The sequence below is a fragment of the Mesorhizobium sp. M3A.F.Ca.ET.080.04.2.1 genome (assembly GCF_003952525.1).
Classification (GTDB): Bacteria; Pseudomonadota; Alphaproteobacteria; order Rhizobiales; family Rhizobiaceae; genus Mesorhizobium.
Genome location: NZ_CP034451.1, coordinates 4,698,622 through 4,717,758 on the forward strand (window position 1 = coordinate 4,698,622; position 19,137 = coordinate 4,717,758).

The 19,137-nt window shown below is 62.3% G+C and carries 16 protein-coding genes; 8 read left to right on the plus strand and 8 right to left on the minus strand.

Going from position 1 to position 19,137, the window contains the following annotated elements:
• Nucleotides 1-58: 58 nt before the first annotated feature.
• The 3 genes from EJ074_RS22435 to EJ074_RS22445 all read right to left on the minus strand — a co-directional run bounded on the left by EJ074_RS22435 (nucleotide 59) and on the right by EJ074_RS22445 (nucleotide 5,044).
• Nucleotides 59-2,422 (minus strand): aminomethyltransferase family protein, encoded by a 2,364-nt coding sequence (locus EJ074_RS22435; protein WP_129553800.1) that lies wholly within the window; start codon nucleotides 2,420-2,422, stop codon nucleotides 59-61.
• Nucleotides 2,423-2,495: 73 nt separating this feature from the next.
• Nucleotides 2,496-3,560 (minus strand): GlxA family transcriptional regulator, encoded by a 1,065-nt coding sequence (locus EJ074_RS22440; protein ID WP_095804894.1) that lies wholly within the window; start codon nucleotides 3,558-3,560, stop codon nucleotides 2,496-2,498.
• 143 nt (nucleotides 3,561-3,703) lie between these two features.
• Nucleotides 3,704-5,044: an NAD(P)/FAD-dependent oxidoreductase gene (locus tag EJ074_RS22445; RefSeq protein ID WP_095804272.1), complete on the minus strand. Its 1,341-nt coding sequence runs from the start codon at nucleotides 5,042-5,044 to the stop codon at nucleotides 3,704-3,706.
• A gap of 178 nt (nucleotides 5,045-5,222) precedes the next feature.
• On the opposite strand from EJ074_RS22445, the gene EJ074_RS22450 reads away from it, so the two are divergent.
• Nucleotides 5,223-6,536: an ABC transporter substrate-binding protein gene (locus EJ074_RS22450; protein ID WP_095804271.1), complete on the plus strand. Its 1,314-nt coding sequence runs from the start codon at nucleotides 5,223-5,225 to the stop codon at nucleotides 6,534-6,536.
• Here the strand turns inward: EJ074_RS22450 and EJ074_RS22455 are convergent.
• A complete protein-coding gene (locus tag EJ074_RS22455; RefSeq protein ID WP_207210049.1) occupies nucleotides 6,524-7,174 on the minus strand; it encodes an FCD domain-containing protein in 651 nt (216 codons plus the stop codon). The genes EJ074_RS22450 and EJ074_RS22455 overlap by 13 nt on opposite strands.
• A gap of 24 nt (nucleotides 7,175-7,198) precedes the next feature.
• Here EJ074_RS22455 and EJ074_RS22460 point away from each other — a divergent pair, with 24 nt between their 5' ends.
• Genes EJ074_RS22460 through EJ074_RS22485 form a run of 6 tightly spaced genes read left to right on the plus strand, consistent with a single transcriptional unit; the run spans nucleotide 7,199 to nucleotide 12,471 of the window.
• A complete protein-coding gene (locus EJ074_RS22460; RefSeq protein WP_165349791.1) occupies nucleotides 7,199-7,615 on the plus strand; it encodes a hypothetical protein in 417 nt (138 codons plus the stop codon).
• A complete protein-coding gene (locus tag EJ074_RS22465; protein WP_129553802.1) occupies nucleotides 7,612-8,745 on the plus strand; it encodes an aminomethyltransferase family protein in 1,134 nt (377 codons plus the stop codon). The genes EJ074_RS22460 and EJ074_RS22465 overlap by 4 nt, the downstream gene beginning before the upstream one ends.
• Nucleotides 8,742-9,389, plus strand: coding sequence for a dimethylamine monooxygenase subunit DmmA family protein (locus EJ074_RS22470; protein WP_095804268.1), 648 nt, complete (start codon nucleotides 8,742-8,744; stop codon nucleotides 9,387-9,389). The genes EJ074_RS22465 and EJ074_RS22470 overlap by 4 nt, the downstream gene beginning before the upstream one ends.
• A complete protein-coding gene (locus tag EJ074_RS22475; RefSeq protein WP_095804267.1) occupies nucleotides 9,386-10,351 on the plus strand; it encodes a PDR/VanB family oxidoreductase in 966 nt (321 codons plus the stop codon). Before EJ074_RS22470 ends, EJ074_RS22475 begins: the two co-directional genes overlap by 4 nt.
• Nucleotides 10,352-10,367: 16 nt before the next feature.
• Nucleotides 10,368-11,408 carry a DUF3445 domain-containing protein gene (locus tag EJ074_RS22480; protein WP_095804266.1) on the plus strand — a complete coding sequence of 347 codons (1,041 nt, stop codon included), beginning with the start codon at nucleotides 10,368-10,370 and terminating at the stop codon, nucleotides 11,406-11,408.
• On the plus strand, nucleotides 11,365-12,471 hold the full coding sequence (locus EJ074_RS22485) for a GlxA family transcriptional regulator (protein ID WP_095804265.1): 1,107 nt from the start codon (nucleotides 11,365-11,367) through the stop codon (nucleotides 12,469-12,471). Before EJ074_RS22480 ends, EJ074_RS22485 begins: the two co-directional genes overlap by 44 nt.
• 107 nt (nucleotides 12,472-12,578) lie before the next feature.
• On the opposite strand, the gene EJ074_RS22490 is transcribed toward EJ074_RS22485, so the two are convergent.
• Genes EJ074_RS22490 through EJ074_RS22505 form a run of 4 tightly spaced genes read right to left on the minus strand, consistent with a single transcriptional unit; the run spans nucleotide 12,579 to nucleotide 17,645 of the window.
• Nucleotides 12,579-13,151, minus strand: coding sequence for a sarcosine oxidase subunit gamma (locus EJ074_RS22490; protein WP_095804264.1), 573 nt, complete (start codon nucleotides 13,149-13,151; stop codon nucleotides 12,579-12,581).
• Nucleotides 13,144-16,098 (minus strand): sarcosine oxidase subunit alpha family protein, encoded by a 2,955-nt coding sequence (locus tag EJ074_RS22495; protein ID WP_095804263.1) that lies wholly within the window; start codon nucleotides 16,096-16,098, stop codon nucleotides 13,144-13,146. Before EJ074_RS22495 ends, EJ074_RS22490 begins: the two co-directional genes overlap by 8 nt.
• On the minus strand, nucleotides 16,095-16,382 hold the full coding sequence (locus EJ074_RS22500; RefSeq protein WP_095804262.1) for a sarcosine oxidase subunit delta: 288 nt from the start codon (nucleotides 16,380-16,382) through the stop codon (nucleotides 16,095-16,097). Before EJ074_RS22500 ends, EJ074_RS22495 begins: the two co-directional genes overlap by 4 nt.
• Nucleotides 16,383-16,394: 12 nt before the next feature.
• The gene (locus tag EJ074_RS22505; RefSeq protein ID WP_095804261.1) at nucleotides 16,395-17,645 is read right to left on the minus strand and encodes a sarcosine oxidase subunit beta family protein; all 1,251 of its coding nucleotides are present in this window, start codon (nucleotides 17,643-17,645) and stop codon (nucleotides 16,395-16,397) included.
• A gap of 297 nt (nucleotides 17,646-17,942) precedes the next feature.
• Here EJ074_RS22505 and EJ074_RS22510 point away from each other — a divergent pair, with 297 nt between their 5' ends.
• Nucleotides 17,943-19,133 (plus strand): aminotransferase class V-fold PLP-dependent enzyme, encoded by a 1,191-nt coding sequence (locus EJ074_RS22510; RefSeq protein WP_129553803.1) that lies wholly within the window; start codon nucleotides 17,943-17,945, stop codon nucleotides 19,131-19,133.
• Nucleotides 19,134-19,137: the final 4 nt, after the last annotated feature.

Genomic DNA, 19,137 nt, shown 5'->3' on the forward strand with positions numbered 1-19,137 from the left:
CGGCTATGTCGCGGATATCGGGTGACCTTGCCTGCTGCGGGTCGTCACGCCAGACACCTTACGATCTTGGTCTTTCCTTCTTGGGATCATAATGGGCGAAGGGCACGATGCGGGCCGGCAGGCGCTTCTGGTGGCCGTCGAGCTTTCCAATCTCGACCTCGGTGCCGACTTCGGCGTGGGTCGCGTCGATACGGGCTAGCGCGATGTTCTTCTTCAGCACAGGCGAGCGCGTCGACGACGTGACGACGCCGATCTGGGCGCGGCCAATATGGATGCAGTCCCCGTGTCCGACGGCGACGTTCGAATCGATATCGAGGCCGACGAGCTTGTGCCGGGGATGCTCCTTGCGCCGAATAAGCGCGTCACGACCGATGAAGTCGTCCGTCTTGGTCTTGAGCGGAACGGTAAATCCGATCCCGGCTTCGAACGGATCGGTCTGATCGGAGAATTCGTAGTTCGCAAAGATAAGCCCCGCTTCGATGCGCACCATGTCCAGTGCGGCCAGCCCCATGGACTTCAGTCCGTGCGGCTGGCCGGCCTCCCACACGGCGTCGAAAACCTTTTCTGCATCGCGCGGGTGGCACCAGACCTCATAGCCGAGTTCGCCGGTGTATCCGGTGCGCGACACCAAGATCGGAACGCCCTCCGCGTCGCCGATGCGGCCGATCGTGAAGCGGAACCATTCGAGCTCGGTCAGCGCCGGCTGGTGAGGTGGTGTCCGGACGATATCCTTGAGGACATCGCGGCTCCGAGGCCCCTGGACGGCGATGTTGTGCAACTGGTCGGTCGAAGAGCGGATCAATACTCTTAGGCCGAGCTTCTCAGCCTGCTCGCGCAGCCAGACGCCGGAATAATCGTCACCGCAGATCCAGCGGAAATTGTCCTTGCCAAGCCGCAGCAGCGTGCCGTCGTCGATCATGCCGCCATGCTCGTAGCACATGGCGGTGTAGACCACTTGCCCGACTCCCAGCTTCCTGACGTCGCGGGTGAGCGTGTACTGCATCAGGGTTTCAGAGTCCGGACCAGTCACCTCGAATTTGCGGAGCGCCGAGAGGTCCATCACGACCGCCTTTTCACGGCAGGCCCAATACTCCTCGATGGCGCCTTCGCTGGAAAATTCCTGGGGCAGCCAAAAACCCTTGTAGTCGACGAAATTGCGCGTGTGCTTCGAGAAGCTGGAATGGAAGGCTGTCTCACGGGTCATTTTAGGCTCGGCCTCCGGGGTGGTGCGTCGTGCTACCGCACGCTGAAATTTGTTCAGCCCGGAATAGGTCCGGACATGGATGTCAGTCGGATTCCAGCCATTGGCCGGAGTGGTGTCGTCTGGGCAGGCGGAGGACACACAGACGATATCGGTCAACGCCCGCAGCAGCACGTAATCGCCCGGGCGTGACCAAGGCTCGTCGGAATACATGACGCCATGGGCATCGATGCCGGTATTGAAGAAGAAGTTGACCGCCATCCAGCCTGCACGGGACGTCACGCCGTGGGGAGCGAGCGCGTCGTTGAAGTTCTCGGAGCAGTTGATGTGACCCGGGTAGCCGATATCGTCATAGTATTTCGCATAGCAGGCCAGCGCAAAAGCGTCGTGCCGGCCACAGGTGTCCTGGACCACCTCGACCAGCGGCTCGAAGTCTTGATCGAAATATTTCGCGTGCAGGCCCGGCATCGGGTAGGCATGGCCCATCAGCGAGCGGGTGGCGGTGACGTCGAGGGCGAGATCTCGGCCTTTGTCGAGCTTGCGTGCCGAGAAACACTGGAAGTCGGTACACTGGCGACCGTCGACGTCGATGATCTGAATATAGTCGCCGGCTTTCACGAAATAGGCTTTGGCCGTGCTCGACCTTACCCTGAGATCAAGCACTGGCTCGGCGAGCGGATCAGGCAGTTCAAATCTGCGGACCGAACGTATGGTAGAGCGCCGGACCAGGACTTCCAGCGGGGTCGTGGTGTCCTGGCCATCGACCGCCATGGGCGCCCCTGGCGCAGCCACCGCCAGCATGCCCTCGCGCCCGACGATGAAGCTCTGTTCCGCTCCGGCAGGAGTACCGCTGTCGAAAAACCGCACCGCCTCGGCGCGGCCAAGATCGATGTTGCGCTGCGCAAGGCCAAGCCGGAACTTCTGCAGGCTCTCGTCACCCTGGGCAAGCAGTGCCTTCAAGCCGGAGGCATCGCTGTTGGTGGGCGCACCGAGGATGCCGGGATCGGTCCGCCCCTGGGCGTCAAAGCTCACCAGCTCGCACGCCTGGCCGCCTTCGAGATTGCGGATCGTGACGCGGTCCCCTGCGTCGATTTCGATCAGTGCGGCGCCCGAGCCGGGGACTTGATAACGCTCCAGGCCGGGCGCGAGCAGCCCAGGCTGGAGGATCAGGCTGGCTTTCGGCGGGCCCATCGTCACGGCAGGATAGTCCGCAAGCGTCATTACCGCCTCCCATGGCCAGGTGCACGATCGACGAGCACCCCTGATTGCATCCCTGAAGCAGCCGCAACGAACCTCATCCGGCCATTGAAAATCTTCGTTGGGACGTCCCGCCGTGATCCACTCCCAGCGCCGGATTCATACGATGGCTGCGCCCGCTCGCGCGGGCTGCCAATCGTGTTTGATGCGGAGCGCATCCGTAGGCTTCGCGATAGACCTTGGAGAAGTGCGATGGCGAGATAAACCCACATGCCACCGCAACTTCCACGACCGGCAGATTTGTGCTCACAAGAAGCAGGTGCCCGCGCTCCAGACGAAGCTCCAGGTAATATCGGTTGGGCGAGCGTCCCAGCTCCCTCTCGAAAAGTCTTTCGATCTGCCGGCGCGATATTCCGCTCAACGCCACGAGTTCGTCGACCGGCATCGGATCATCCAGGCTTGCCTCCATCAGGCCGATGACCTTCATCACCGCCTTGTGGTTGAGCTTGACACGCGAATGAAGCGGCAGGCGTTGCCGGTCTCCGGCCGAGCGCATGCGGAAGGCGATAGCCTTTTCACAGATGCGATTGACCACGATCGAACCATGGTCGCGCTCGACCAAGTGCAAGAACATGTCGAACGGCGCATCCCCACCCGAGCAGCTATGCAGGTCCCCGTCGTGTTCAAACGCCGTTTGAGTGGATTCTACGCCCGGAAACTGCTCGCAAAACAGCGGAAGCTGTTCCCAGTGGACTGCACAACGGCGCCCGTCCGCCAGTCCGGCCCGCGCAGCAACGACAGTGCCGCTGCCGATGCAAATCAGGGGAATGCGGCGCATGCGGCATTCCCTTAGCCACGCATCGAGTTGCCTGTCCGGGCGCGGGATCGAGCTGCCGCCGCAGATCACGGCGGCCGAGGTCAAGTTCGATTTCTGGGTTCTCTCCCGCTCATTTCTCAGGCTGGAGTCGATGCTGACAGTCAGCCCGCAGTTCGACATGACCGGTTGACCATCCTCCGATACGACCTGCCAGCCGTAGACGTTCCTGCCGACCGCGTCATTGGCCAACCGCAGTACTTCTATCGCGCAGGAGAAAGCTTGAAGCGAAAAGCCAGGCAAAAGATAGAAACTAAACGATCTGTGCGCCGTGTGTGCAGTCAGCATCCAGGCTTCCTCCTCATCTTTGCCACCCTCTACCGCCGAACCGTGGGAGTGGTTCTCGTTTCTCCTCTCCCCGGAACTATGCGCGAGCACGTCATGGCGTGACGATTCGAGGAGTTCCGGGACGGGTCGCAGCGCGATGCACGTCAGTTGCGCAGATAACTCTGCATCGTATCATCGAGCGCATCTTTCCACGGCGTATGATGCTTCGGGGCCATGGTACCGGTCATGACCGATCGGTAGCTGTTGTCGCGGAACGCCATGATGTCCTTGATCTTGTGCTTCTTCCACTGGAAGAAAGCCTCGTCGGCGCCGTCGACATCGAAACTTGGATAGTCGGTCTCGGCGATCAGTTCCTTGATATAGTTGCCTTGGTAGCGGATCGCGTCATAGCTGTCCTTCCCGGCATCCTCGGCCGCGACCCGCTTCTCGACATCGGCGATCAGATCGTTCTTGGACGCAGGCAGGCTAATCCTGCCGAGGACGACGTCGCGCACCCACCAGGCCTGCGCATCGAACATGTTGAAGGTGTACCACTGATCCTGCATGCCGAGATAAAACAGCGCCGGGTTGTGGACGTAGACGACGCCCTTATAGAGATCGGCCGTGGCCAACCTGTTGGCGGTGCGCAGCCGCAACTCGTCCGCCATGAACGGGAAATGGTGCTTGTATCCGGTGCAGAGGATGATCGCATTGACGGTCGCGGTCGAGCCGTCCTTGAAGGTTGCGACATTGCCCTCGACCTTGGTCAGCAGAGGCACCTCCTTCCAGTTGGCCGGCCACTTGAAGCCCATGGCCTGCGTGCGATGGCTGACGGTGACCGACTTGCAACCATACTTCCAGCACTGGGAACCGATATCCTCGGCCGAGTAGCTGGTCCCGACGATCAGTATGTCCTGGCCGACAAATTCTCGTGCGTCGCGGAAGTCGTGTGCATGCAGGATGCGACCATTGAATGTGTCGAACCCGGGGAATTCGGGCACGTTGGGCGTTGAAAAGTGGCCCGACGCGACGATCACGTGGTCGAATTCTTCCGAGTAGGACCGGTCATTGGGAAGATCTTGCACAAGCACGGTGAACTTGCGGGTCCGCGCATCCCAGCTCACATACCTGACGACGCTGGAGAAGCGTATCCACGGACGCACGCCCGCCTTCTTCACGCGCCCTTCGATATAATCGAACAACACGGCCCGGGGCGGATAGGAAGCAATCTGTTTGCCGAAGTGCTCCTCGAAGGTATAGTCCGCGAATTCCAGCCCCTCCTTTGGGCCGTTGGACCAGAGATAGCGATACATCGAGCCATGCACCGGCTCGCCAAATTCGTCCAGGCCTGTGCGCCAGGTGTAGTTCCACAGCCCTCCCCAATTCTTCTGCTTTTCGAAGCAGACAATCTCCGGAATCTCCGTTTGCGGCGCTGCGGACGCGAAGGCGCGCAACTGAGCCAAGCCGGACGGACCGGCACCAATGATTGCAATTCGCTTTCTCATGCTAAATTCTCCCATTGGTTTAAACCAGTTTGTGATATTGGTTCTTTTGGTTCAGACCAGTTAGGATCGAATTTCGGCCTTTGTCAACAAATATTCATTTAGGGAAAGTCGATTTGCACGTTCGCATCGGTTGCCGCAACCGGGATCCGGGTGGGGCCTGCGCCCGGAGAAGCGCCCAATGAGCCCGGCCAGTTTCTCGCAACGGCTTGCCGTGAACGCACAAACCAAACGGCTGAGCGTCGGGGCGCATCAGACCGTCAAGGTAGGTTTTCTCGGGCCGCTCACGGGGCCAATTCGCTCATGGGGGCTACCAGGACTGAATGGCTGTCGCATCTGGGTGGACTGGATCAACCGCACCGGAGGAATGCTGATCGGGGGAGCCCGCCACAATGTCCAGCTGCTTGCCGAGGATTGTGGCTATGACCCTGAACGGGCGGCAGAAGGCGCCAGACGCCTGGTGCAGGACCAGGGCGTGGGGCTGCTGATGATGCTGGGTGGCGACACGTTCCGTCCAATCCAGGATTATCTGATGTCCCGGAAAGTTCTGACCTCGACGCTGCTGCCAAGCGATCTTTCGCCGGACACGCCGTATCTGATCGCCCCAAGCGAAATCCATCCACTCTACAACGTCACGGCGGTCGAGTGGCTTGCACGCAATCGCCCGGATCTGCGGCGCGTGGCGATGTGCAGCCAGACGGATGCGTTGGGGTTGCCCTCGCTTGCGACCTATCGGGCGGCCTTTGCCGCGGAGGGCATCGAGGCCGTGGGGGAGGTCCGCTATGCGCCGGAAGCGACAAATGCCGAGGAAATAGTCGGCGCGATGCTGACCCGCGAACCAGACATCCTGTGTTGGTGCACGAGCTACGAGCCGATGGTTCACGCATTGACGGTGGCTGCTTTCCGAGCGGGATTCCGGGGGCAGATCATTTCCTGCACCGCGGACAACTATCGTCGGCTGGCCGAGAGGACATCCGTCGAGTTCGTCGAGGGTTTCCTGTTCCAGTTTCCGGACTTCGACGATCCAGAGCTCCGCGACAAAGCCTTTTTCTTCAATCGGCCGGCCGAATTCTTCGATGAGTACAACCGCCGCTTTCCAGACAGCTGGACAGCCGTTTCATGGGAATATGTGGCCACGCTCGACCTTTGGCATGCGGCGGTCGAAAAGGCTGGAACGGCAGCGCCGGTCTCGGTTCTCGCGGCAATGAAGCATGGCGGTCTCGGCGAGCACGCTTTTGGAATAGCCAAATGGTCGGGTTCGGACCTGTTCGGCAATGACAATGCCCTTATCGGTGATTGGCCGGTGGTGCGTATCACCGGCGGCCAGGCTCGAATTGTGGCTTTCGGGTCGATCCCGGACTGGCTGCGGCGTCACGGGGTCCGATTGCGGCACGAACTGCGCGCGCTTGGACTGATGTGGGATCAGCGTCATTCCATGCCGAGCGAGTTGCGGATTTCCGCGGGGCTCGCGATGGCCGACGCTCAATCTTCCTGAAGGAGGAGCTTTTGTTCTTCGATCAAAAGCAGCTTGGCAAATTCGACCGCGCTCTCGATGTCGCGCGCAATGATGGCGTTGAGCAACGTATTGTAGCGTCGTTGATAGTCCTGGATCCGGCGAGGTGTCAGATGCCGCCGGTTGAGCGCGGCGCGAAAGCCTTGGCGACGCGCCTGGATCAACAGGTCATAGCAGGACGCAAGCAACGGGTTGCCCGCTCCGCGGGCTACCTGGCGGTGAAACTCTTCCTCGAGCCGGGCAAACTGGGCCGCGTCGGTCTGAACCAGTTCCATCGCAGACAGAATCTCGCCGAGGCCTTCGATGGCTCGCGGCGACATGTTGATGATGGCCAGCCGCATCATCTCGGGTTCTATGATTCCGCGCATGACGAGGAGGTCGAGCGGACTGCTCTCCGCAGCGACGCCTCCCGCGGCATCGTCCGGACCTGTCTGCCCCGTGACGTAGCTGCCGCTTCCGGCCCGGCGGCGGATAAAGCCGTGCGTTTCGAGTATGTCGAGCGCTTCGCGAACCGTGTTTCGGGCGACGCCAAGTTCGCTGGCCAGCGTTCGCTCCGAAGGCAGTCGTTCGTCGGCCGCGTATTGCTGGGAGCGTATGCGCGCCAACAGCGTATCCACCACCACCCGCACCGTCGCGCCGATCGAGTGATCCGCAATCAGAGCCAATGCCGCATCATGGTTTGGTGGCATCCCAACCTTCCTTTCCTGGCGACCGCCGGGAATTCATCAGAACTGCGCCATGACGACAATACCGTGATGGCCCCCGATCTTCGCGAGGACGCGCTTTTGCCGTATTTTGCGGCATCCATGCAAGCGCCGACTCCTGCCCATGCCTGTGGAGATTTCGCTCGTTGGGATGATGAACCTCCGGGTCTGGCGGCGCGTTTTCCACGCTTTGCGGTCGCCTTCGGTGGTTCAGTTCGACAGCCGGCCCCGCTGCAGCCGCTTTCCGTTCCACATTTTGCTGACAGGAAAAAATTTTTAACAGCATTATTGATTTTCGCGATCGTTTCTCCCAAACTGGTTGCCAACAACAGAGACAAAATGGGGATAACGAGATGACCAATTCCTGGAGATTTTCCACGCTCGGCGACCGCCATCGCGCGCTTGGTTCGAAGCTTGAAGACTGGAGCGGCATGGGCACCGCCTGGCAATATTCGGGCGATCCGGAGCGCGAGTACCTGGCGATCCGCACCAAGGCCGGCCTCATGGACGTTTCCGGCTTGAAGAAGGTGCATTTGAACGGCCCTGCGGCCACCCACATCATCGACCGCGCCACTACCCGCAACGCCGAGAAGATCATGCCCGGCCGTTCGGTCTATGCGACCATGCTGAACGACGCCGGCAAGTTCATCGACGACTGCGTGATCTACCGCATGGGGCCGAACAGCTGGATGGTGGTGCACGGCTCGGGCGGAGCCCATGAACAGCTGACCATGGCGGCCACGGGCCGCGACGTTGCCATCCGTTTCGACGACAATCTGCACGATCTGTCGCTGCAAGGGCCGCTCGCCGTCGACTACCTGCAGAAGCATGTGGAAGGCATCCGGAACCTGAACTACTTCAGCCATATGCACACCTCGCTTTTCGGTCTGCCCGTGACGATCTCGCGTACTGGCTACACCGGCGAGCGCGGCTATGAGATTTTCTGCCGCGGCCAGGACGCTCCTGCGATCTGGGACCGGATCCTGGAGGAGGGAGCGGGCATGGGCATCATCCCTTGCCGGTTCACGACGCTCGATCTGCTGAGGGCCGAAAGCTATCTGCTGTTCTTCCCGTACGACAATTCGGAGAAGTATCCCTTCGAGAACGAAGGTCCCGGCGACACGCTGTGGGAACTCGGGCTCGACTTCACCGTCTCGCCCGGCAAGGTGGGCTTCCGCGGCGCCGAGGAACATTACCGCCTGAAGGGCAAGGAGCGCTTCAAGATCTATGGCGTCAAGCTCGAAGGCAAGACGCCGGCCGAGGAGGGTGCGCCGTTGCTCAAGGACGGCAAAAAGGTCGGCGTGGTGACGATCGGCATGTATTCCCGCCTCAACGAGCACAACATCGGCATTGCCCGCATGCCCGTGGAATGCGCGGTCGACGGCGTGAAGATGACGGTTCAGAATTCGACCGGCGAAATTCCCTGCGTCGCTCATTCGATGCCATTCTTCGATGCGGACAAGAAGCGTCGCACCGCGAAGGGATGAGTTGCGGTGAGAGCCAACCAAAACGGAGCCGAGGGTCAAAGTCAGTGTTAGAAGGCTCGATTCCAAGCCGCCCCGTCTATGGCGTGCTGGAGATACGGCCGGGGCGGCTGCATCTGATGGTCGCCGACGCCGAAGGCGCCGAGGCGATCCTCGATTTGGCCGCCTCCGCGCCGGCGGATTTCTTCGCCGCGGCTCACATCATTTATCTGCCCAAGAAATCCGGCGACCGGTTCGTCGCCAGGTTACAGCAACTTGTCCCTGCCCAACTCTATGTCGGGCCGAGCTACGATGCCGCGCTTCCGCGGCTGAGGCGGGTCCTGGCGGGCGCGCATATGGGCCTGCAGGTCTACCTGGCGGGAACCGAAGGACTGATGGGGCAGGCGATGTTGGAGGTCACGCAGGCGGGCGTCCCACATTCCGCGATCCAGACGGAGCACCGCGGCTCGACCGTGCGCCGCGTGCAGTGCGTGCATTGCAAGGGTATCACCGAAGAGGTGACGCACGATCCTTTCCAATGCGCCCATTGCGGGCTGCATCTGTTCGTGCGGGATCACTACTCACGCCGCATTGCGGCCTTCCAGGGCGTGCGCGTCGATGCGGAAGATCCCGGCAACATTCCCGAATCGGTGGAGCGGTTCAGATGAGTGCAGGTGCCGCAAAAATACCCGTGACAGTCGCCGAGGTGACACCGGTCAACGAACTTGTCACCCGATTCAAGTTCGTGCGCCGTGATGGCGGCCCGATGCCTACCTTCTCGGGCGGCGCCCATACGGTCGTGGAAATGAACGACCGCGATCGCGTGCGCCGCAACCCCTATTCGATCATGAGCGACCCGGGCGACCGGGGGGCCTATTCGATCTCGATTCGCCGCGACGACAATGGGAGAGGCGGTTCGTTGTTCATGCACCGGCAGGTGAGGCCGGGAATGGAGATGGTCATCTCCAACCCGGTCAATCTGTTCGCGCTGGATTTGCGGGCGCGAAAGCACCTGTTGCTCGCCGGAGGCATCGGCATCACCCCGTTCCTGGCCCAGATCAAACAACTCAGCGCCATGAACGGCAACTTCGAACTCCACTATTCCGTGCGCAGCGCGTCGCTCGCGTCCTATGCGGACGAGCTGGTGGCCAACCATCGATCCCGCGTTCATCTTTACCATGACGAGCGGGGCGAGCAGATCGACCTGCCGGCATTGCTCGACGGCCAGCCGCTCGGCACCCACGTCTATGTCTGCGGACCCAAAGGCATGATCGCCTGGGTGCGCAACACCGCGACGGCGCTCGGATGGCCGCGCGAGGCGGTGCATCACGAAGAATTCCTTGCGCCTGCCTCAGGCAAGCCGTTCGAAGTCATGCTGGCACGGTCGAACAAGCTGATCCGGGTTGGCGAGCATCAAAGCCTGCTGGAGGCGATCGAGGCAGCCGGCGTCGAGGCACCGTATCTATGCCGCGGCGGAGCGTGCGGCCAGTGCGAGACGGATGTCCTCGAGCATGAGGGAACGTTCCTGCACAAGGACCATTGGCTGACGCCGACGCAATGTGCCAGCGGCACCAAGATCATGCCTTGCGTGTCGCGCTTCGAAGGCAGGACGCTGGTGTTGGATCGATAGCGAGGAGGACGCTGCGATGACTGTTATCTTCAAGGAAGAAACCTTCCACGACGACTTCACCTTCCGCAACTCGCCGGAGGCGGTCAAGCGCTTCCCTTTCCCGTTTCCCGAGGACAGCTACATGTACTCGGTGAACCTGGAGCCGCATAAGTCCTACCGCCCGGGCAGCGTCTACGAGCGGACGTTCGACGTCGACGAGCATTACGTGTCCGAGATGCGCGACCGCGCTCGCGTCCTTGCCGAAGACCCGTTGCGCTGCCAGTCGCTGCCGCACATGACCCTGGCCGGCTGGGATCTGCTCGAGCTGATCATGACCTCGAAGGCAGAAGAGTATCCGGAGCTTTTCGAGCTGCACCGCGACGGCGCCAAATGGCACTGGATCAACCGTCCGCTCGGCATCGAGCAGAAGTTCACCTTCCTCGACGAGACCACTTTGCCGTATGGCCCGATGGAGTACATCACACGGCAGACCCAGGGCGATTTTGCGGTGCTCGACCAACGCGACGAGAACCTGTGGATGGACGCCGGCATGGTGACGACACAGGCCGATTGGAGCCTGGATTTCGACATCGGCATGAACTTCTTCGAGTGGCACGCCCCAGTGCCGAAAGCGCACGAGATGGGCATCTTCCAGCGCGCCTTGAAGTTTCTCCTGAACGTGCAGCAAGGCTCGCCGGCGCGCCGTCTGAACTGGACGATGACCGTCAATCCCCTGCTCGATACAAGCCCCGAAAACTACCACAAATGGGGCGTGATGAAGAAAGACCTGACGCTCGAGAATATGGGGCAAATGATGCATTTGCGCGTCGAGCTTCAGACCTTCTTCCGTCTCCCTCGCTCGAACGCCCTCGTGTTTCCGATCCGCTGCTACCTCATCAAGCTCGACGAACTGGTGACGGTGCCGAAATGGGCGAGGCGTTTCCATCGCGTCATCCGCGACCTGCCGGCCGAGCTTGCGACCTACAAGGGCTTTGTCACCAACCGGCCCAAGATCGTGGAATGGCTGTCGAAATATGACGACGGTGCGCCGACGTCGCCAGGTATCTGGGCCGACTGAGCAAGCCCTGCACACAGGGCAGGGGACAGACGTGGGAGTGGCTGCCTTGCTGCAACGAAGGCCGCGTGACGAGCAAAGGCATCTCGGCTTCCTGATCTTTCCAGGCTTCCCCATGGCGTGCCTGACCTCGGCCATTGAGCCGTTGCGCGCGGCAAACGAAATCGTCGCACGAGACGTTTTCTCGTGGACCGTGGTTGGTGAGACGGCAAGCCGCGTCGTTTCCAGCGCCGCCGTCGGGTTCGACCCCGATATCGGGCTGCAGGACCTGCCTGGCGTCGATCAGCTCTATTTCCTCTCAGGGCCGAACGGGCGTTTCCAGTCGGCTCGCACCGGCAACGCCGCGATACGCAGGCTCGCCCGTCATGGGACGGGGCTCGGCGCCTTCAGCGGCGGCATTTTTCCACTTGCGCGCACCGGTCTGATGGCTGACCACAAATGTGCCGTGCATTGGTGCTACGAGGCGGCGTTCAAGGCCGAGTTTCCAGACGTCCAGGCCAGCGAAAAAGTCATCTGCGTAGACCGGCAACGGCTCACAGCGGCAGGCGCGACGGCCGTGTTCGACCTCATGCTGCAGCTGATCCAGGATCGGCTGGGCGCTGAGGTCATGACCGAAGTCGCGTGCTGGTTCCAGCATCCTTTCGTGCGCGGGGAGGAGGCGGAACAGAGGACCCCGGCGCTGCGAAGCGACCGCACCGAGGATATGCTGCCCCGGCCCGTTGCCAAGGCGATACGACTCTTTGCCGAGCATGTGGAGGATCCGATCCAGATAGCGCGCGTCGCCAAGGCCGTGGATCTGTCCACCCGGCAGCTGGATCGCTCCTTCAGGCGCTCCACCGGACAGAGCCCCCTCAAATACTACCGTCTGCTGCGGATGAAGAAAGCGCGCCAGATAGCGCTTTATTCCAACGATTCGATCACCGATATCGCGCTGGCCGTCGGCTATGCGAGCACCACGCCCCTGGTCCGCCACTATGTCCAGACTTTTGGCGTGACGCCGCAGGAGGATCGCAAGGCGATCAACAGATTCCGCGTGCGCGGCAACACGCCGCTTCCGGCCGTCTAGAGCGGTTCGCCGTTTCACGGAAACGGCAAACCGCTTTATCTTTTTGTTTGGGCGCAATTCCGGACGGAAAACCGTTTCATACTTATCCTGGAATTGCTCGAGAAGTCTCAAGCAACGGATCGGGCCGCCGCCATCAGCGCATGGTGCAATGACGCTGCCGATGAGCGGGGGCCAAGGATGCTGAACTGCAGGCGCGCTTCGCGGCAGATCACGATGCAACCGATATGTTCGATTGTTGTGCGGCTCGCCGCGCCGCCGGCCATTGCATGGACATCAAGCGCGCACAGCCGCTCGAATACGGCCGGCGCTGCTGGCCCTCCTACGTCAAAGCAGGCCCAGCCATCGGTCTGTTCGGTGACGGAAGCATTATCGCCAAAGCCATCCTTGACGATTTGCGCGATGTTCTCGTGGCTGGTGAAGGGTGCTTCGACGAACCACTGGTCGACACCGGTCCAGACCGCCGTGTAGGGCGCCTTCCCCGAGACCTTCCCGGGTGCAGGCATTTCGAATCCGAAGAAGCGCTTGGCGGCAGTGGCGAACTCTGCCTGGCGGTTCAGCCGGGATGCTATCGAAGCCAGCGCCACGCCGATGTTTTCGGCAATGCGGAATCCTGGCAGCTCATCGACGCGCGGCGTCGTTCCTCCAAGCGGCGTGGTCGAATGCAGACGATGTTCAGGCACGCAGGCGCTCTCCTTCCGGGTCGATGAAGTGCGGGCTCACAACCTCCACCTCGACCTCCTCATTCTTCAGCGGGTTCACGGCACGCAGCACCTCGCCTTTGCGTGCAGCCCCGTTCTTGAGGAACCCGAGCCCGATCGAATGGCAGAGGTTGGGTGAATACGCGACCGAGGTGATGTAGCCCTGGTCGTTGGCGGCCTCCGCACGCTCGCGACCCGATATCAAATGCGATCCGGCCGTCAGTGGCCGTGCGACGTCCAGGGGACGGAAGCCGACCAAGTTCAATGCGTCGGGCTGGTTCAGCCCTTCGCGCTCGGAGAGGGTGGACCCGATGCCGTCCTTCTTCTTGGACACCATGCCAGCCATGCCGAGATTGAGCGCGGTCGTGGTTCCGTTGAGCTCGTTGCCGGCCGCATGGCCCTTTTCGACGCGCATCACGCCGAGCGCTTCAGTTCCATAGACGGCCGCGCCGAACTCCTTGCCGGCGTCGACAAGGGCGCGGATCAGGGCATCGCCATATCGTGTCGGCACGGCGATCTCGTAAGCCAGCTCACCCGAGAACGATATGCGGAACAATCGCGCCCGCAGTCCGCCGCACACGCTGATCTCGCCGCACGCCATATAGGGAAACGCTTCGTTTGAGATGTCGTGTTGAGGATCGACAATCTTCTGCAGAAGCCGGCGTGCATTTGGCCCGGCGACGGAGAACTGCGCCCAGGCTTCCGTGGTCGAGATGATCTGCACATCGAGATCCGGCCACAGGCACTGGCGGCAAAACTCCATGTGCCGGAAGACGGCGACCGCGTTGGCTGTCGTGGTCGTCGTGACGAAGTGATCCTGCGCCAGCCGAGCCGTCGTTCCGTCATCCATGGCCATGCCGTCCTCGCGCAGCATCAAGCCGTAGCGCACCTTGCCGACCGCCAGCTTCCCGAACGGGTTGGCATAGATGCGATTGAGGAATTCGGCCGCGTCCTGGCCCTGCACGTCGATCTTGCCGAGCGTGGTGACGTCGCAGATGCCGACAGATTGGCGCGTGGCGAGCACCTCGCGGTCGACCGACTGCCGCCAGTGAATCTCACCAGGACGTGGCAGCCATTGCGTGCGGAGCCACATTCCGGCCTCGACAAATACCGCGCCCTGCTCGGACGCCCATTTGTGGCTCGGCGTCAACCGGGTCGGGCGAAAGTCGCGGCCGCAGGAGCGGCCGGCGAGCGCGGCGATCGGCACTGGCGTGTAGGGCGGGCGGTAGATCGTTGTTCCGGTCGCGGGAATGCTTTGCCCTGTCAGTTCCGCCATCACGGCAAGACCGAGCATATTGGACGTCTTGCCCTGGTCTGTGGCCATGCCGAGCGTCGTATAGCGCTTGAGGTGCTCAACCGAGCGGAACCCTTCCTGGTGCGCGAGCTTGACGTCCTTGACGGTGACGTCGTTCTGCTGGTCGATCCATGCCCGACCCTTCGCGCTGCCAACGTGCCAGAACGGCTCTATTCGGATCGGTTGGTCTTCGGCCTGCGGCATGTCCGCAGGCAAAGCCTTGATGCCGGTTGCGGCCAGCGCTTCGCATGCCGCCGTCACGCCCGAGGCGAGGGCTGCCGCTGTCGAAAAGAGGCCGCTTGCCGAGCCTGCGACGGTCATGCCCGGTGGGCAGCTGCCGGGCACGAAGGCTGCGATCGACGGCTCCCAGTTCGGGCGCCCGCGCTGGTGGCAGGTCAAATGAACATTCGGGTTCCACCCACCCGAGACGCCAAGCGCCTGGCACGGAATGTTCCTCGTCTCGCCGGTGGCAAGCCTGACGGTTATTGAGGCAAGCCCGAGGCGGCCCTTCGTGTCGATCACCTGCGCGCCCCGGAAATGCTCGGTGCCGGTCACTGTGGCGCCATCGGCCCGGGTATCGATTACTGCGGCGACCTCGACACCTCTGGCCATCAGGTCCGCTGCGGTGCGCAAGCCATCGTCATTGTTGGTGAAAACGGCGACCTTCCGCGCAGGCGCGGCGGCCCAGCGATTTGCATAGCTGCGCAAGGCCCCGGCCAACATGATGCCTGGCCGGTCGTTGTTGGCGAAGGCGATGGGCCGTTCGGCGGCACCTGCGCTGAGCAGCGCGCGCTTGCAATAGATCCGCCAGAAAATCTGCCGGGGTTTGCCTTGCCCGCGATGGGGCAGGTGGTCCGAGACACGCTCCAGCGCGCCATGAATACCGTGGTCGAACGCTCCTATGATCGTGGTTCGCGTCATCAGCCGCACGTTGGGCATGCTTTCGAGCTCCGCGCGGGCCTCGCGCGCCCAATCGGTACCGGCTGCGTCACCAACGACGAAAGTTTCGCTGTTCAGCCGCCCGCCGATCGCGAAGTCCTCGTCCGCCAGGATCACGCGAGCCCCCGCCCGTCCGGCCGTCAGCGCAGCCGCAAGCCCCGCGGGACCAGCGCCGATTACCAGCAGGTCGCAATGGAGGAAGCCCTTGTCGTAGACGTCCGGATCCGGCTCCATCGAAAGCCGGCCCAGGCCAGCGGCGCGACGGATCAGGGGCTCATAAACCTTCTCCCAGAAGGCCCTCGGCCACATGAAGGTCTTGTAGTAGAAGCCGGCCGAGAAGAAGGGAGACAGGAGATCGTTGATACCCATTGCATCGAAGGCGAGCGAAGGCCAGCGGTTCTGGCTGGTCGCGGACAGGCCTTCGAAAAGCTCTGCCACGGTGGCGCGTGTGTTGGGTTCGCGGAATGCCCCGTCGCGCAACTCGACCAAGGCGTTCGGCTCCTCTGAACCGGCTGTCAGGGGGCCGCGCGGCCGATGATATTTGAACGAACGGCCCATCAGCCGCACACCATTGGCCAGCAGCGCCGAGGCCAGCGTGTCGCCTGCGAAGCCCGTGTAGCGCTTGGCGTCGAAACTGAAACTCATGCCGCGGGAGCGGTCGATCAACCCACCTTCAAGACGGTTAGCCTGGCTCATTTGCCGCGTCCTCTCGATCGCGCGACGTCGCGCGCCAGTTCTACCGATGTGATCTCGTGAGTGACGGTATTGCGGGTGACCACCAACCAACTCCGGTCGCCCTGCTCATGGAACCAGAGTTCTCGATGCATGCCGGCCGGATTGTCGCGCAGGTAAAGGTACTCATAGAAGCGATCCACGGCGCCGCTCGCCTGCCAGTCCGGTCTGTCGATCAGGGCAGCATCGCCCAGATAGACAAATTCCTGCGCATCGCGCGGTCCAAGCAAAGGATGGTTGATGATCATCTCTGCCAGCCCTCAATGCAGGTTCGGTTGGGCGCCCATGCCCTTTTCGTCGATCATCAGCCCCTTGCGGAACCGGTCCAGGCGATAGGCTGCGGCGTGGAGATGCGGCATGTCGGTGGCGAGCAGGTGCGCGAAGCACCAGCCGGATGCAGGCGTGGCCTTGAAACCGCCATAGCACCAGCCGCCGTTGAAATAGAGACCTTGTATGTCGGTCCGGTCGATGATGGGCGAACCGTCCATCGACATGTCCATGATGCCGCCCCAGCTGCGAAGCAGCCGGGCTCGCCCGATCATCGGCATCAGGCTCATCCCGCCTTCACAGACGTCCTCGATCACGGGAAGATTGCCGCGCTGGGCGTAGGAATTATAACCGTCGATGTCGCCGCCAAACACGAGGCCGCCCTTGTCGGATTGGCTGACATAGAAATGACCGGCTCCGTAGGTTATCACGCCAGGCAGAAGCGGCTTCAGTCCCTCCGAGACAAAAGCCTGCAAAACGTGGCTTTCGATCGGCAGACGCATCCCAGCTTTTGCCATCACCTGCGATGAGGCGCCGGCGACCGCGCAGCCAACCTTCTTGGCGCCGATGAAACCGCGCGTGGTCTCGACGCCCAGGCACTTGCCGTTTTCGATCCGGAAGCCGGTGACCTCGCAGTTCTGTATTATGTCAACGCCGTGCAGGTCGGCGCCGCGCGCATAGCCCCAGGCGACCGCGTCGTGGCGTACCGTGCCGCCGCGCGGTTGCAGCAGCCCGCCTTTGATAGGGAAACGGGCATTGTCGAAGTTGAGAAACGGCGCGATCTTGCGCACGCCGTCCCGGTCGAGCAGCACCGCGTCCACCCCGTGCAGCCGCATGGCGTTGCCGCGGCGGGTAAAAGCATCCCGCTGTGCGTCCGTATGGCAGAGATTCAGCACGCCACGCTGGCTGACCATGGCGTTGTAGTTGAAGTCCTGCTCGAGCCCTTCCCAAAGCTTCATGGAGAATTCGTAGAAAGGCTCGTTGCCGGGCAAAAGGTAGTTGGAACGGATGATGGTGGTGTTGCGGCCGACATTGCCGCCCCCGATCCAACCCTTCTCGAGGACCGCCACATTTGCCTCGCCGAACTCCTTGGCAAGGTAGTATGCCGTGGCGAGCCCATGCCCGCCTCCGCCGATCACCACGATGTCGTAGCTCGGCTTCGGCTGCGGTTCGCGCCACACCGGCTTCCAGCCGCGGTGACCCGTCAGCGCCTCAGCAATGACTTTGAAGCCGGAGTAGCGCATCGCTTCCTCTTCCTATAATTTCGTTGCATTTTCAGCTATCTAGGCCGATCCGCCACGTCGATTTCGGACGACCACCCTTCCATTTCGGACATGCCGGGCAGGTTCCGCAGCATGGCATCAGAAAGCGACTGACGGCTTCGTTCGACTCTCGAAGCGCAGACCCTCCGGCCGGGTAGGGGAAAACCTATCCGGCTCGGGGATCATTTTCTATCCGCACAGGTGTTGTTGGTCGTTGGGCATCGCTTGATGCTTGCTCGCATGGCAATCGCGGGTCAGCCGCTTGTCGAGGAGGATTTCATGGCCGGTTACACCCATCTTTTCATCCCGGGGCCCACCAACATTCCCGAAGAGGTGCGGCAGGCGATGAACCTGCCGATGGAAGACATGCGCGCCGCCTCGTTTCCCAACCTGACCTTGCCGCTGTTCGAGGACATCAAACGCGTGTTCAAGAACGAGACCGGCCGCGTCTTCATCTTCCCCTCGTCCGGCACCGGCGCCTGGGAAGCGGCGATGACCAATGTGCTCAGCCCCGGCGACCGGGTGCTGATGTCGCGCTTCGGCCAGTTCTCGCATCTGTGGGTCGACATGGCCGAGCGCCTCGGCTTCGAGGTCGACGTCATCGACTGCGAATGGGGCACCGGGGTTCCGCTCGATCTCTATGCCGAGAGGCTTCGCGCCGACAAGGCGCATCGCATCAAGGCGGTGTTCTGCACCCAAAACGAGACCGCGACCGGCGTCACCAGCGACGTCGCCGGCTGCCGCGCCGCGCTCGATGCGGCAAACCATCCGGCGCTTTTGTTCGTCGACGGCGTGTCGTCGATCGGCTCGATCGACTTCCGCCAGGAGGAATGGCGCGTCGACTGCGCCGTCAGCGGCTCGCAGAAGGGCTTCATGCTGCCCGCCGGCCTCGGCTTCCTGTCGGTCAGCCCGAAGGCGCTCGCCGCGGCGCGCGTCGCCACCCACCGGCGCTGCTACTTCTCCTTCGAGGACATGATCCGCGTCAACGATGCCGGCTACTTCCCCTATACGCCGGCCACGCAATTGCTGCGCGGCCTGCGCGCCTCGCTCGACCTGATCGCCGAGGAAGGGCTGGAGACCATCTTCGCCCGCCACCATCGCCTGGCCGAGGGCGTGCGCAAGGCGGTCGAGGCCTGGGGGCTGAAGCTGTGCGCCAAGGCGCCGCAATGGCATTCCGACACCGTCAGCGCCATCCTGGTGCCGGAAGGCATCGACAGCGCCGACGTCGTCAAGCGCGCCCACGGCGCCTACCAGACCTCGCTCGGCGGCGGCCTCAACAAGGTGGCCGGCAAGGTCTTCCGCATCGGCCATCTCGGCTGGCTGAACGAGGTGATGGTCTGCGCCTCGCTGTCGGCGGCCGAAATGGCGCTGCTCGACTGCGGCGTGCGCCTGGCGCCGGGCTCGGGCGTGGCGGCGGCGATCGAGCATTTCCGGCGCACGGCCGAAATGCCGGTCGCCCGGGCAGCGTGAGGGA